At 65.4% G+C, this 13,089-nt stretch carries 14 protein-coding genes; 5 read left to right on the top strand and 9 right to left on the bottom strand.

The annotated features are described in order from the left end of the window. Window positions 1-61 precede the first annotated feature (61 nt). From deoA to ALII_RS0108000, 7 genes are all read right to left on the bottom strand, one after another. Window positions 62-1,381 carry a thymidine phosphorylase gene (deoA, locus tag ALII_RS0107965; protein ID WP_024586794.1) on the bottom strand — a complete coding sequence of 440 codons (1,320 nt, stop codon included), beginning with the start codon at window positions 1,379-1,381 and terminating at the stop codon, window positions 62-64. 192 nt (window positions 1,382-1,573) lie between these two features. After that, window positions 1,574-2,380, bottom strand: a complete 807-nt coding sequence (locus ALII_RS0107975; RefSeq protein WP_024586796.1) for a purine-nucleoside phosphorylase — start codon at window positions 2,378-2,380, stop codon at window positions 1,574-1,576. After that, entirely contained in the window at window positions 2,377-2,769 is a 393-nt protein-coding gene (cdd, locus tag ALII_RS21885) for a cytidine deaminase (protein ID WP_024586797.1), read from the bottom strand. Before cdd ends, ALII_RS0107975 begins: the two co-directional genes overlap by 4 nt. After that, window positions 2,769-3,743: an ABC transporter permease gene (locus ALII_RS23085; protein ID WP_024586798.1), complete on the bottom strand. Its 975-nt coding sequence runs from the start codon at window positions 3,741-3,743 to the stop codon at window positions 2,769-2,771. The genes cdd and ALII_RS23085 overlap by 1 nt, the downstream gene beginning before the upstream one ends. A 1-nt stretch (window position 3,744) precedes the next feature. Then, the gene (locus tag ALII_RS0107990) at window positions 3,745-4,884 is read right to left on the bottom strand and encodes an ABC transporter permease (protein ID WP_024586799.1); all 1,140 of its coding nucleotides are present in this window, start codon (window positions 4,882-4,884) and stop codon (window positions 3,745-3,747) included. After that, complete coding sequence (locus ALII_RS0107995; RefSeq protein ID WP_029660315.1) at window positions 4,881-5,798, bottom strand: GIY-YIG nuclease family protein; 918 nt, start codon at window positions 5,796-5,798, stop codon at window positions 4,881-4,883. Before ALII_RS0107995 ends, ALII_RS0107990 begins: the two co-directional genes overlap by 4 nt. Then, complete coding sequence (locus ALII_RS0108000) at window positions 5,795-7,327, bottom strand: ABC transporter ATP-binding protein (RefSeq protein ID WP_024586801.1); 1,533 nt, start codon at window positions 7,325-7,327, stop codon at window positions 5,795-5,797. The genes ALII_RS0107995 and ALII_RS0108000 overlap by 4 nt, the downstream gene beginning before the upstream one ends. A 126-nt stretch (window positions 7,328-7,453) precedes the next feature. Between ALII_RS0108000 and ALII_RS0108005 the strand changes: the two genes are divergently transcribed. The 3 genes from ALII_RS0108005 (at window position 7,454) to ALII_RS0108015 (ending at window position 9,436) form a co-directional block, all read left to right on the top strand. Further along, window positions 7,454-8,623, top strand: a complete 1,170-nt coding sequence (locus ALII_RS0108005) for an iron-containing alcohol dehydrogenase (RefSeq protein WP_024586802.1) — start codon at window positions 7,454-7,456, stop codon at window positions 8,621-8,623. Window positions 8,624-8,867: 244 nt separating this feature from the next. Continuing rightward, entirely contained in the window at window positions 8,868-9,236 is a 369-nt protein-coding gene (locus tag ALII_RS0108010) for a thioesterase family protein (RefSeq protein WP_081718935.1), read from the top strand. Further along, window positions 9,233-9,436 carry a SlyX family protein gene (locus ALII_RS0108015; protein ID WP_024586804.1) on the top strand — a complete coding sequence of 68 codons (204 nt, stop codon included), beginning with the start codon at window positions 9,233-9,235 and terminating at the stop codon, window positions 9,434-9,436. The genes ALII_RS0108010 and ALII_RS0108015 overlap by 4 nt, the downstream gene beginning before the upstream one ends. Window positions 9,437-9,579: 143 nt before the next feature. Here the strand turns inward: ALII_RS0108015 and ALII_RS0108020 are convergent, their stop codons facing one another. Then, complete coding sequence (locus ALII_RS0108020; RefSeq protein ID WP_029660316.1) at window positions 9,580-10,371, bottom strand: DUF4394 domain-containing protein; 792 nt, start codon at window positions 10,369-10,371, stop codon at window positions 9,580-9,582. A 212-nt stretch (window positions 10,372-10,583) separates the two neighbouring features. On the opposite strand from ALII_RS0108020, the gene ALII_RS0108025 reads away from it, so the two are divergent. Both ALII_RS0108025 and ALII_RS21605 read left to right on the top strand, forming a co-directional pair. Beyond that, on the top strand, window positions 10,584-11,129 hold the full coding sequence (locus ALII_RS0108025) for a sigma-70 family RNA polymerase sigma factor (protein ID WP_024586806.1): 546 nt from the start codon (window positions 10,584-10,586) through the stop codon (window positions 11,127-11,129). Continuing rightward, complete coding sequence (locus tag ALII_RS21605) at window positions 11,126-11,893, top strand: anti-sigma factor (protein ID WP_024586807.1); 768 nt, start codon at window positions 11,126-11,128, stop codon at window positions 11,891-11,893. The genes ALII_RS0108025 and ALII_RS21605 overlap by 4 nt, the downstream gene beginning before the upstream one ends. On the opposite strand, the gene ALII_RS0108035 is transcribed toward ALII_RS21605, so the two are convergent. Further along, the gene (locus tag ALII_RS0108035; protein ID WP_024586808.1) at window positions 11,862-13,043 is read right to left on the bottom strand and encodes an MFS transporter; all 1,182 of its coding nucleotides are present in this window, start codon (window positions 13,041-13,043) and stop codon (window positions 11,862-11,864) included. The genes ALII_RS21605 and ALII_RS0108035 overlap by 32 nt on opposite strands. Window positions 13,044-13,089 lie beyond the last annotated feature (46 nt).

Below are 13,089 nucleotides of genomic sequence, written 5' to 3' on the forward strand. Positions count from 1 at the left end.
CTCCCTCCCCCTTGTGGGGAGGGATAAAGGGTGGGGGTAGCCTCGCGCTGACGGGACTATATCAGGGTCTCGTCGCGACCCGTTGCAGGACCGTATCCCGCATGGTGGAGCGTTCAGCCGATATCCGGATCGACCGGCGCAGGATCTCCGCCGCCTGTTCCGCCTCGAATTCGCTGCGGGCGTGGACGAGACCGAGCATCGCGCCCTTTTCCACTCGCTCGCCCGGCATGACGATCCGCGTAATGCCGACGGTCGGGTCGACCTTGTCTTCCGCGCGTCGGCGCCCGCCGCCCAGTTCCACGACGGCAAGTCCGATATCGCGCGTGGCGATGTCCGCGACAAAGCCCGCCTCCCCGGCCAGCACCGGGCGTTCGACGGCAGCTTTCGGCAAATAGCCGTCCATCTTCTCGACGAAATCGGCCGGCCCGCCGAGCTCCGCCACCATCCGGCCAAAACGTTCCGCCGCCGCACCCGATGCCAGCGCGTCCTGCGCCCGCGCCGTCGCTTCCTGCGGTGTCGATGCGATGCCGGACGACATCAACATTTCCGCTGCAAGCGCCAGCGTGACATCCTCAAGACGCCGGTCGCGGTGAGCGCCGGTGAGGAATTCGACGGCGTTGCGCACCTCCACCGCATTGCCGGCGGCAGAGGCCAGCGGGGCATTCATGTCGGTGATGAGCGCCGTGGTCGGCAGGCCGGCGCCGTTCGCCACCTCGACGAGGCTGGTCGCGAGTTCCGACGCCCTGTCCAGCGAGGCCATGAAGGCGCCGTTGCCGCATTTGACGTCGAGCACCAGCGATTTCAGTCCGGCCGCAAGCTTCTTCGACAGGATCGACGCGGTGATGAGCGGGACGGATTCGACCGTCGCGGTGATGTCGCGGATCGCATAGAAGCGCTTGTCGGCGGGCGCGAGGTCCGCTGTCTGGCCGATGATCGCGCAGCCGGCCGCCTTGACGGTTCGGCGAAACAGCGCCTCATCGGGCTGCGAACGGTAGCCGGGGATCGCATCCATCTTGTCGAGCGTGCCGCCGGTGTGGCCGAGCCCGCGTCCGGAAATCATCGGGACATAGGCGCCGCAGGCCGCGACGATGGGTGCGAGCATCAGCGAGACATTGTCGCCGACGCCGCCGGTCGAATGCTTGTCGGTGACCGGGCCGGGCAGGTCCGACCAGTCGAGCACATGGCCGGAATCGCGCATGGCGAGCGTCAGCGAAACGGCCTCGTCGCGGCTCATGCCGTTGAGATAGGTCGCCATCGCGAAGGCGGCGACCTGGCCTTCGGTAAAGGTGTTTTTCGAGAGACCGTCGACGAAGGCGGAGATTTCGGCCGCGGAGAGCGCGATGCCGTCGCGCTTCTTGCGGATGATTTCCTGGGGGAGCATGGTTAGTTCGGCAAGGTGACCGCCATGTCACCCCCCTCTGCCCTGCCGGGCATCTCCCCCTCAAGGGGGGAGATCAGTCTCGTCATCGATGCGCTGAACTTTTGGGCGCAGGCGCTAGGGCGACGTGCTTGATCTCCCCCCTTGAGGGGGAGATGTCCGGCAGGACAGAGGGGGGTGTCTCGCACCGCCATCTCAGTCATCCAACACCTCATCCGCAAACATCGCCTTGAAGATCGCCGCCAGACGCTTGCCGCCCAAGGGCGCCATGTCTTTCGTTTCCTGATGCGACAATTCCCCGCCCGTCATGCCGGCAGCGAGGTTCGTCACCACCGAGCAGGCCGCCACACGCAGGCCCAGGAACCGCGCAAGAATGACTTCCGGCACGGTCGACATGCCGACCGCGTCCGCGCCGAAGACGCGCGCCATGCGGATTTCGGCCGGTGTCTCGAAGGACGGGCCGGAGAACCACATGTAGACGCCCTTGTGGAGTTCGGTGCCTGTCGTCTTCGCCGCGCGCTCGATCGCCGCGCGCAGGCCCGGATCGTATGCTTCGGTCATGCCGACGAAGCGGCGGTCGGTCCGTTCGCCGAAGAGCGGGTTGGTGCCGGAGAAATTGATGTGGTCGGTGATCATCATCACCGAGCCGGGCGCCATTTCAGGGCGCAGCGAGCCTGCCGCATTGGTCAGGAGCAACTTGTCGATGCCGATGGCGGCCAGCGTTTCGAGAACGGGGCGCATGGCGGCGGCGTCGCCGTGCTCGTAATAGTGCGCGCGGCCGGCGAGCATCAGCACCGGACGGCCGGAAAGGTCGCCGGCGACGATCTGGCCGGCATGGCCGGTGACGCCGCTCTGCGGAAAGCCCGGTAATTCGCCATAAGGGATGCGCACGGCATTCTCGACCTCGTCGACGAGGCCGCCGAGGCCGGAGCCGAGCACGAGCGCGATCTGCGGCGCGCGGCCGGCGAGGCGTTCTTTCAGGCGGGCAGCGGCTTCTGTCATTTCAGCGTGTCTCCGCGAAAGCCGAAGGGCAGGATTTCGGCCATGGTGACCGTCTCGACGATGCCGTTCTGGTCGCACAAATGCAGCTTGGTCTGCGGATCGGCGAACTCGGCGAGCCGCTGGCGGCAGCCGCCGCAGGGCGTGATGCGATCCATCTTCTCGGCGACCACGGCGATCTCGGCCAGCTTGCCGCCGCCGGCCATGACATAATGGCCGAGGGCGGTCGTCTCGGCGCACCAGCCTTCCGGATAGGACGCGACCTCGATGTTCGCGCCGGTGAAGACGCGGCCATCGGTCGTCAAAAGCGCCGCGCCGACCGGGAATTTCGAATAGGGCGCATAGGCATGCGCCATCGCCGCGCGGGCGGCGGCGAAGAGGTCCTTCGACATCACCGCTCCTTCACATATGGCACGCCGCCGGCGCGTGGTGGGATGGCCTTGCCGATGAAGCCGGCGAGGAGGATGACGGTGAGCACGTAGGGCAGCGCCTGCATGAACTGCGTCGGCACCGGCCCGATGATCGGCAGGGGCGAGCCCTGAAGGCGGATCGAGACGGCGTCGAGGAAGCCGAAGAGAAGGCAGGCGAACATGGCCGGCACCGGCTTCCATTTGGCGAAGATGAGCGCGGCGAGCGCGATGTATCCACGGCCGGCCGTCATGTCCTTCACGAACCCCGCGCCAAGGCCCATCGAAAGATAGGCACCGGCAAAGCCGCACAGGATGCCGGTGCAGATGACCGCGCGATAGCGCAGCCACGTTACCGAGATGCCGGCGGTGTCCACGGCGGCCGGGTTTTCGCCGACTGCGCGCAGGCGCAGGCCGAAGCGCGTGCGGAACAGGACCCACCAGGTGAAGGCGACGGTCGCGAAGGCGAGATAGACGAGCATCGAATGGCCGGAGATCAGCTCGTAGTAAATGTAGCCGACGACCGGGACTTCGCGCAGCTCCTGCGCGAAGGGCAGGTGGACGCCGGTGAAGCGCGTTTCGGCGGAGAGCGACGGCGTGCGCCCGCCTTGCGCGAACCAGGCCTGGCCGAGAATGACGGTGGTGCCCGCGGCGATGAAGTTGATGGCGACGCCCGAGACGATCTGATTGCCGCGATTGGTGATCGAGGCGAAGCCGTGGACGAGCGCCAGCGCGACCGAGACCATGACGGCGAAGCAAAGGCCGATCCACGCCGAGCCATAGACGGCGGCTGCCGCTGCACCGGCGAAGGCGGCGGCCAGCATCTTGCCCTCAAGGCCGATGTCGAACACGCCGGCGCGCTCGGAATAAAGACCGGCGAGGCAGGCGAACATCAGCGGAATCGACAGGCGGATGGTAGAGTCCAGAATCTGGATCAGGACGACGAAGGCTTGATCCATCTCAGGCTCCCTTCTGGCCGGCGGCTTCGCCCGCGCCGGAGCGCGGCGAGATCGAGGCGAACAGCGCCTGCAGGGATGGCCGGAACATATGCTCCAGCGCGCCGGCGAAGAGGATCACCAGGCCCTGGATGATGATGATCATGTCGCGGCTGATCGAGGGCATCATGAAGGCGATTTCCGCGCCGCCCTGATAGAGCACGCCGAAGAGGATCGCCGCCGGGATGATACCGGCCGGATGCGAGCGGCCCATCAGCGCCACTGCGATGCCGACGAAGCCGGCGCCGGTGACGAAATCGAGTTGCAGCCGGTTGGCGTCGCCCATCACGGGGTTCAGCGCCATCATGCCGGCCAGCGCGCCGGAAATCAGCATGGTGACGAGCACGATCCGCGTCTCGCCGATGCCCGCATAACGCGCCGCCTTCGGGCTAAAGCCTTGCGTGCGGATCTCGTAGCCGAGCTTCGTGCGCCAGATTAGGAGCCAGACGAGGAAAGCGGCGAGCAACGCCAAAAGGAAGGAGATGTTGAGCGGCGAGGACCGCACCGAGGCGCCGAACCAGTCGAAGACGAAGTTCAGCTTCGGCAGTTGCCCGCCATCGAGGAAGGTGCGGGTCTGCGGCGACATCGAGCCGGCCGGTTTCAGGACGGTCGTCAGGAGATAGACCATCAGGCTGGCGGCGATGAAGTTGAACATGATCGTCGTGATGACGATGTGCGAGCCGCGCTTGGCCTGAAGATAGGCGGGGATGAACGCCCAGAGCGCACCCATCAGCGCCGCGCCGAGGATCGCCAGCGGGAAGTTGATCCACCAGGGCAGGATGCCGTCGAGCGACAGGCAGACGAGCGCGACGCCCAGCCCGCCGACATAGGCCTGCCCCTCGCCACCGATGTTGAACAGGCCGCCATGGAAGGCGACCGCGACGGCGAGGCCGGTGAAGATGAAGCTGGTCGCATAATAGAGCGTGTAGGCAATGTTCTGCCCGCGCCCGAACGCACCCTCGATCAGGTAGGTAAAGGCCTCGACCGGGCTTTCGCCGACCAGAAGCACCACGAGCCCGGCCACCGCGAAGGCCACGACGACATTGATCAGCGGGATCAGCCCGTAATCGGCCCAGGCGGGCAACTTCGCATAAGGTACGCTCATTCGGCGGCCTGTCGATCTTCTTGATGGGATTTCAGCGTTCGATTCATTTCTGCCACCATCCAGCTTGTGCGCCCATTGGCATTTCGACCATAGATGACAGCAGCAGCAGCACTCGGACTGGCGAACAAAACGTCTTCCTCAAAAACGAGAAACGTATTGTCACTATTGGGAACGAGCTTTCTTTCATGTCTCAACCGCTCACGAAGCGACGCGTATTGATTCATGGCAAACTCAGGGCTCAACTCGGCAAGCGATCCCTTCCGGACGATTATTTCACCGTCGCGCTCGACGGCTGTCGCATGTAAACCCTTTCGACTTGGCCTCAGCACAAGCGGCACTATTTCAGTTTTTGTCTCGTTCTCTCGCACAACCTCTTTACTGCTGATGCTTGGCGGGACAAACTTATCACGAAGAATGTCAAATCCTAAAACTGGCAATACTAATCGAATCTGCTCGACGAAGTACTCCATATCGGCGACATCAGACTCAGAAAGTATACCTACTGCTGGGTCAATTACGTTTTGAACGTAAGCCCGACCCGAATTCCGCGCGAGATTTGACAAACGATTTTCCAAGAAGCGCGCATGTGCCTTTGTGAGGTTCAGATCCTTGCTTGTGATAATGCAGAATTTTTCAAATTCTCGATCTTCATTCTTGGAATGCTGAAGAATTCGCCGACCCACGTTGTCGCTTTCGCCAACATAGACCGGTCGTGGATCTCCAATCTGCACAATGTCGCCAAAGAGCAGATAGACTCCTGTCTTTTGTGCCTCGGCGCGCTGCATCACTTCGGCAAGGCGTGATCGGGGGGCAAGGAGCAAATGGCCCGTCCAATTAACGACCTCAGCCGTCATCACGCCATTGGGAACGCCGTCCACCAAGAACAGTCTAACCGAACGGCCAGGCGCAATCATTCGGCGGCCTCCTTGCCGTCGATGCCGGCCATCAGGAGGCCGAGTTCGCCTTCGGTCGCTTCGCCGGAGCGCTCGCCGACCACGCGGCCGTCGAACATCACCAGTATGCGGTCGGAGAGCGAGCGGATTTCGTCGAGTTCGACCGAGACGAGCAGGACCGCCCTGCCCTGGTCGCGCATGTCGATCAGGCGCCTGTGGATGAATTCGATCGCGCCGACGTCGACGCCGCGCGTCGGCTGGCCGATGATGAGGACGCCGGGGTCCTTTTCCATCTCGCGCGCGAGCACGATCTTCTGCTGGTTGCCGCCGGAGAAATTCGCCGTCTTCAACCGCTCGTTGCCGGGACGGATGTCGTATTGCCCGATCTTTTTCTTCGCATCGGCGCGGATCGCCTCGATGTTGAGGAACGGGCCGTTCAGATATTCGGGCCGGTCGTGATAGCCGAGGATCGAGTTTTCATATTCCTCGAACGGCAGGACGAGGCCGACATAGTGCCGGTCCTCCGGCACATGGGCGAGGCCGCGGTCGCGCAATTCGCCCGGATCGGCCGCGCCGGTGACGTCGATGGGCTTGCCGTCGAGCATGACGGTGCCGGAGACGGCCGGGCGGATGCCGGAAATCGTCTCCAGAAGCTGCGACTGGCCATTGCCGGCAACGCCCGCGATGCCGACAATTTCGCCGCCGCGCACGTCGAAGGAGACGTCATCGACGACTTTGACGCCGCGCGAGTCCACGACCGTGAGATTGCGCACCGAGAGCTTCACGTCGCTCGGCCGCGCATCGCCCTTTTCGACGCGCAGGAGCACGCGGCGGCCGACCATCAGCTCGGCCAGTTCCTCAACCGTCGTCTCGGCGGTCTTGCGCGTCGCGACGATCTGGCCCTGGCGCATGACCGAGACATTGTCGGTGATCGCCTTGATCTCACGCAGCTTGTGCGTGATCAGCACCACTGTCTTACCCTCGGCGCGGAGCTGGGCGAGGATGCGGAAAAGGTGGTCTGCCTCCGCCGGCGTCAAAACGCCGGTCGGCTCGTCGAGGATCAGAATATCGGCGCCGCGGTAGAGCGCCTTCAGGATTTCGACACGCTGCTGCAGGCCGACGGGCAGGTCCTCGATGATCGCATCGGGATCGACGTCGAGGCCGTATTCCTTCTCCAGCCGCTTCAGTTCCGAGCGGGCCTTGGAGATGGACGAGTTGAGCAGCGCCTCGCCTTCGGCGCCGAGGATGATGTTTTCCAGCACGGTAAAATTCTGAACCAGCATGAAATGCTGGTGCACCATGCCGATGCCAAGCGCGATCGCGTGGTTGGAGCTAGTGATCGCCACCGGCTTGCCGCCAACTCGGATTTCGCCGGAATCGGCCTGATAGAAGCCGTAGAGGATCGACATCAGCGTCGATTTCCCGGCTCCGTTCTCGCCGACGATACCGTGAATGGTGCCGGCCTTGATGTTGAGGTCGATATCCTTGTTGGCATGAACCGGGCCGAAGCTCTTGTTGATGCCGACAAGTTCGATCGCAGCTTCGGACATGCAGGATTTCCGTCTGGACGCCTTGGTCAAACTTCGGAATTAGCATGAGCGCATCCGGCCTGCAAATGCGGGCAGTTGACGCTTTGTCACTCGACAAGCGCCGGACCGCTTGGCACTTTCGCGCCCATGACAGCAACATCCCTCTCCCCCTTCACCTTCAACACCACTGCATCGATCGTCTTCGAGCCCGGCAGCGCCGCGCGGCTCGGCGAGATCGCCGGCAAGCGGCTCGGCGGCCGCGTGCTGTTCGTCACCGATCCCGGTCTCCTCAAGATCGGTCTCGCTGACGCTGCTATCGCGTCGCTGAAGGCCACCGGCGTGGAGGTCACCATCTTCGGCGAGGTCGAGGCCGATCCGTCGCGCGCGACCTTGATGAAGGCCGTCGAGGCCGGACGCGGCGCGAGCGGGGTGGTCGGCTTCGGCGGCGGCTCGTCGCTCGACGTCGCCAAGCTCGCCGCACTGCTGATCGGCTCAGGCGAAGACCTCAATGAGGCCTGGGGCGTCGCGCAGGCCAAGGGGCCGCGCCTGCCGCTCGTTCTGATCCCGACAACTGCGGGGACGGGATCGGAGGTGACGCCGGTCTCCATTATCACGGTCGGCGAAGAGGAAAAGCGCGGCGTTTCCAGCGCGATCATCCTGCCCGACGTCGCGATCCTCGATGCGGACCTGACGCTCGGCCTGCCGCCGGCGATCACGGCTGCGACCGGCATCGACGCCATGGTCCATGCGATCGAGGCCTATGCCTCGAAGAGCGCCAACAACAATCCGCTGTCGAAGATGCTTGCGCGCGAGGCCCTGCGCCTCCTCGGCGCCAATATCGAAAAGGTGATCGCCAACGGGCAGGACCGCGACGCGCGCGGCGCGATGCTGCTCGGCTCGATGCTCGCCGGCCAGGCCTTCGCCAATTCGCCCGTCGCTGCCGTCCACGCGCTCGCCTATCCGATCGGCGGTACGTTCCACATTCCGCACGGCCTGTCGAACGCGCTCGTGCTGCCGCATGTCCTGCACTTCAATGCGCCGGATGCGGCGCATCTTTATGCCGAGATCGCGGGCGACTGCTTTCCTGCGCTCGACCGTGAAGAAGGCATTCAAGGACGCTGCGCGGCCTTCATCGAGGAACTGGCGGCGCTGTCGAAGCGCGTCGGGCTGCAGACGCGCTTGCGCGATGTGGGGATCGGCGAGGACGCACTGGCAAAGATGGCGTCGGATGCGATGAAGCAGCAGCGCCTCTTGGTCAACAATCCGCGCCCGGTGTCGGAAACTGATGCTCTGGCGATCTATCGGGCGGCGTGGTGAGTTCTATGTTTGGACGTCGCTCACCCCCCTCTGTCCTGCCGGACATCTCCCCCTCAAAGGGGGAGATCACCCTGTCACAGCCACTCCACCCAGTTCGTTGGGCTGCCGGAGAGGCGGAGCGGCCAAAGCGATTGATCTCCCCCCTTGAGGGGGAGATGTCCGGCAGGACAGAGGGGGGTGCCTTCCTTTGACCCGCTCCACCCGCGCCGACTATCGCACCTTCCGCACCATCACCACGCGCTGGATGGACAATGACGCCTATGGCCACATGAACAATGTGGTGCACTACTCCCTCTTCGACACGGCCGTGAACGGGTGGCTGATCGAGAACGGCGTGCTCGACATATACAGGGGCTCGCAGATCGGCCTCGTGGTCGAGACGGGCTGTCGGTACTTCGCCGAAATGGCCTTTCCGGACACGATCCATGCCGGCATCCGCGTCGCCAAGCTCGGCAATTCCTCGGTGCGCTACGAGATCGGGCTGTTCCGCAACGATGAGGACGAGGCCGCGGCGGAAGGCTTCTTCGTCCATGTCTATGTCGATGCGGGAACGCGCCGCCCTGCACCGCTCGATCCGGCCTTGCGCACCCTTCTCGAAAGCATCGCATCATGAGCCAAGACCGCATCGTCCAGCTCGAAACGCTCGCCGCCGAACAGGAGCGGACGATCGAGGATTTGTCGGCGGAGGTCGCGCGCCAGTGGCAGGTGATCGAACGGATGCAGAAGAAGCTCGACGCGTTGACGCACCGGTTCCTGGCGCTCGAGGAGCAGTCGGCGCCGGACGTGCCGATCACCAAGCCGCCGCACTATTAGCGGAGCGCCCCCTCCGTCCCTTCGGGCCAGCTGCCCCGCAGGCCGTGGAGGGGGCGGCACTTTTAGACGAAAAAGGCCGGGCGAACCCGGCCTTTCTCTTCTGCTCGGTCCGCCGAACAGAATGATCCCATCGCTTCCGACGATTACATCGCGGGCAGGATCGCGATGTCGCGGATGTCGCCTTCGGCGCCGGTGATCTCGGCAACCATCTCGGTCGCGCCGGTTTCAAGGTCGACCGTGTAGAGGCCGTTGCCGGCGACGAGCCAGGCGGTGTTCTCGCCTTCGGCGGTCGCCTGGATGTCGAGCGCGAAGGTTTCCGCGCCCTCGATGCCGAGCGCGCCGAGGGTCGCCAGCGTGCCGTCATTCGGTGCCGTCTGGCGCAGTAGGGCGCCAAGACCTGCGTCGATGTCGTACATCGCGGTCGCCTCGGGCGTGCCGACCGAGTTGGTGTAGGCGGTGGCGACGACGTTCGGCGTCGCGTCGGCGTTCTCGTCGCCGGCCTCGAAGTTGAGCGAACCGTCGACGGTCGTCTCACCGGTGTCCGGGTGGACGCGCAGATTGGTGCCGTCGGTGCCCATCACGCGGATGCGGTCGGCGACCGGGTTGAAGTCGACCATGCCGGCGATGCCGTCAGGCAGCATTTCGGACAGGGTTTCGCCGGCTGTCGCGGCACCGGTTTCGAGGTCGATGGTGACGATCGTGCCGTCGCCGGCGACGCCGTAGAGCATGTTGTCGGCCGGCCGCACATCGATGCCGATGAGGCTGTCGACGCCCTCGACCTCGACCGTGTTCGACACTTCGGGCGCATCGGTGTCGAACCAGACGAGCGTCTTGTCGCCGACGAGACCGACGGCAGGCGCGGCAATCGCGGCGGATGCGAGGCCGAAGGTGGCGACGCTGGCGGCAAGGGCGATGCGGGTGAGATGAATGGACATTGACGGTTCTCCTGTTGGCGTTCCAAAAAACGTTTCTCGGAGAGGCGCGCGACACACCGGCGATACGCACCGGGACGCACAGGTCCTCCGAGGTCCTTACCCGCCGGCGGGCGCTCTGGATGCAGCGCCTCGAATTTTTTTCTCGCATCCGCATCGGAACGCACGTCCCGGCGTGTAAAGTGCGCGAAAAGGCGACTCGGGGAGCTCTCGCATTGGATGCACGTATGGAAGATTGCGACACGTTGATGCGCCGGGTTGCGGGTGGGGATCGATCGGCGCTGGCCGCCATCTTCGATCTCGAAGCCGGCCGCCTGATCGCCATCGCCAAGCGCATCGTGCGTCGTCGCGAACTTGCCGAGGAAGTCGTGCAGGAGGCCTTCGTTACCATCTGGCGCAAGGCCGCGCTCTTCGACCATGAACGCGGCGCTGCGCGCGCCTGGATGACGACCATCGTACGCCACCGGGCGCTCAACATCATTCGCGACGGCGGCCGGCTCGACTTCCACGACGCCGACCAGCTCGCCACGCTTGGCGACCGCGCGGCGGAGGCGGATACCGCCTATGCCGACCTGTCGGAGGCCGAAGACCTCAAGCGCTGCCTTGCGCAACTCGAGCCCGAGCGCCGGCGATCCATCGTCATGGCCTATGTGGTCGGCTTCTCGCATGGCGAGATCGCGGCCCATCTCGGCGCGCCGGTCGGCACCGTCAAAGCGTGGATCAGGCGCGGCGTCGCTTCGCTCAAGGAGTGCCTTTCATGAGCCGCGAGGAGCGAAACATGCGCGCCGGCGACTATGTGCTCGGCCTGATGGACGAGACCGAGCGCGCGCGCGCCGAGCGCGACCTGACGATCGACGCCGAGTTCCGCGATGCCGTCTGGTCCTTCGCCTCGCGCCTCGAAGCGCTCGACGGGCAGGCGCAGGAGCCCGTCGCCGAAGGGTTGTGGTCGCGCATCGCGGCCGAAGTCGCCGGTGTCACGCAGCAGACCCGCCTCGAACTCGTCCGGTCCGACATGGCGGCTGCAGGCGTCCCGCTGACGCCGCCCGACCGCCACGGCGCGCTCGGCCTCAAGCGCCCGATGTCCGGTTTCTTCCGCGGCGCGCGTGGCACCGCGCTTGCCGCGACCATGCTCGCCGCTTGCGCGCTTGGTTATGTAATCGGCCAGGCCTCGGTCACGGCCCGGGACCCCGAAGTCGTCGTCGTGCTCCTCAACGAGCAGGACGTGCCCGGCGCGCTGGTGGAAGCCTATGCCGACGACCGCGTCCGCATCCTGCCGCTGACGGATTTCGAAGTGCCCGCCGGCAAGGTGCTGGAAGTGTGGACCTTGTTCGACGCCGATGTCGGGCCGGTCTCGCTCGGGACGATGGCGTCGTCGCGCGAGGCGGTGCTGTCCGGCCCCGACCTGCCCGCGCCGCGGCCCGACCAGCTCTACGAGATCACGCTCGAGGATGCGCCGCGATCCTCGGCCGGCCGGCCGCTCGGGCCGATCCTGGTCAAGGGGCTCGCCGTTTCCCCGCCGCGATGAGCGGCAGCAGGATCGCCGCGCCGGCAAGGCCAGCGAACACCAGAAACCAGCCATAACCCGTCCAACCGGCGCGCTCGATGATGAAGGCGGCAAGCGGCGGGCTTGCCAGCGTCGCAAGTCCGCCCGCCTGGCTGACGAGGCCGATGGCGGCGGGAACCGCCTGCGGCCGCGCGACCAGAAACGGGATCGCCGCGAATAGCACCGAGGCGACGACGCCGCTCGCCACCGCCATCGTCACCGCCCCCCAGCTTGCCGCGAACGCGCCTCCCGACACGAAGGCGAAGTAGGCGGCGGCGGCGGTCACGATGAAGGCGGCAATCCCCAGAACCATCATGAAGCGTGCCGTGCGCCCGGCGACGAGGACGCTGGCGAGCGCATTGCCGATGGGCGTTGAGAGAGCCACCAGCGCCGGCGCGAAAAGAAGCGCGCCGGGAACCGATGCGAAGGTCGGCATGAAGGTGAAGAGCGCCACCGACTGAAGCACGAAGGCGCCGAAGGCGAGCGCGACGAGCACGATGCTGACGCTGAAGACGCCCGACGCGCCCGCAGGCGCAGGCGCGGCATCCGCCGGCACGCCCGTCAGCCAGCGCAGGACGACGTTCGAGGCGAGCGCCAGCGCGGCGAAGAGCAGGATGACGACAAGCAGATAGGTTTGCGCGCCGAAGGCCGGAGCGATCAGGCCCGCCAGCACGTCGGACGAGGCATAACCGAGCGGCACGAAGCCGCTCCAGATCGCCAGTACAGGGCCGCGCCAGGTCGGCGGCGAAATCGCCGTCAGGAGCGAGGGCAGGCCGACGCACAGAACGACATAGCCGAGCCCCTCGATCATGCGCGCGGCGAAGATCAGGCCCGGCGACGTGGTCGCCGCGAGGATCAATCCGCCCGGAACGATGATCGCGGAGGCGACGACGAAGGCGCGCTGCGGCCCCATGCGGGCGATGGCGAAGCCGGCCGGCAGTGCCGCGAGCGCGACGAAGATGCCGATCAGCGCCGTCACCCAGCCGGCCTCGACGAGCGTCATGCCGATCGTCTCGACATACCAGCCGATCAGCGGCGCGGTCTTGGCAAGCTGAGCGCCGGTGAAGACACCCGTCGCCAGGAGCAGGACGATGGCAGCAATGCGCAGGGGTCTGTCGGGAAGGCTTTGCAAGGACCGGGCTCCGGCGGGTGGTTTCGCGGCTTTCCTATCGGGGCAA

Origin of the sequence: Aliihoeflea sp. 2WW (genome assembly GCF_000497755.1) — a bacterium.
Lineage (GTDB): Bacteria > Pseudomonadota > Alphaproteobacteria > Rhizobiales > Rhizobiaceae > Aliihoeflea.

Coding starts and splice junctions, on each gene's coding strand:
- ALII_RS0108005 (WP_024586802.1), top strand. CDS start 7,454: ATGACAGCAACATCCCTCTCCCCCTTCACCTTCAACACCACTGCATCG.
- ALII_RS0108015 (WP_024586804.1), top strand. CDS start 9,233: ATGAGCCAAGACCGCATCGTCCAGCTCGAAACGCTCGCCGCCGAACAG.
- ALII_RS0107995 (WP_029660315.1), bottom strand. CDS start 5,798: ATGATTGCGCCTGGCCGTTCGGTTAGACTGTTCTTGGTGGACGGCGTT.
- deoA (WP_024586794.1), bottom strand. CDS start 1,381: ATGCTCCCCCAGGAAATCATCCGCAAGAAGCGCGACGGCATCGCGCTC.
- ALII_RS0107975 (WP_024586796.1), bottom strand. CDS start 2,380: ATGACAGAAGCCGCTGCCCGCCTGAAAGAACGCCTCGCCGGCCGCGCG.
- ALII_RS23085 (WP_024586798.1), bottom strand. CDS start 3,743: ATGGATCAAGCCTTCGTCGTCCTGATCCAGATTCTGGACTCTACCATC.
- ALII_RS21605 (WP_024586807.1), top strand. CDS start 11,126: ATGAGCCGCGAGGAGCGAAACATGCGCGCCGGCGACTATGTGCTCGGC.
- ALII_RS0107990 (WP_024586799.1), bottom strand. CDS start 4,884: ATGAGCGTACCTTATGCGAAGTTGCCCGCCTGGGCCGATTACGGGCTG.
- ALII_RS0108020 (WP_029660316.1), bottom strand. CDS start 10,371: ATGTCCATTCATCTCACCCGCATCGCCCTTGCCGCCAGCGTCGCCACC.
- ALII_RS0108000 (WP_024586801.1), bottom strand. CDS start 7,327: ATGTCCGAAGCTGCGATCGAACTTGTCGGCATCAACAAGAGCTTCGGC.
- cdd (WP_024586797.1), bottom strand. CDS start 2,769: ATGTCGAAGGACCTCTTCGCCGCCGCCCGCGCGGCGATGGCGCATGCC.
- ALII_RS0108010 (WP_081718935.1), top strand. CDS start 8,868: ATGGACAATGACGCCTATGGCCACATGAACAATGTGGTGCACTACTCC.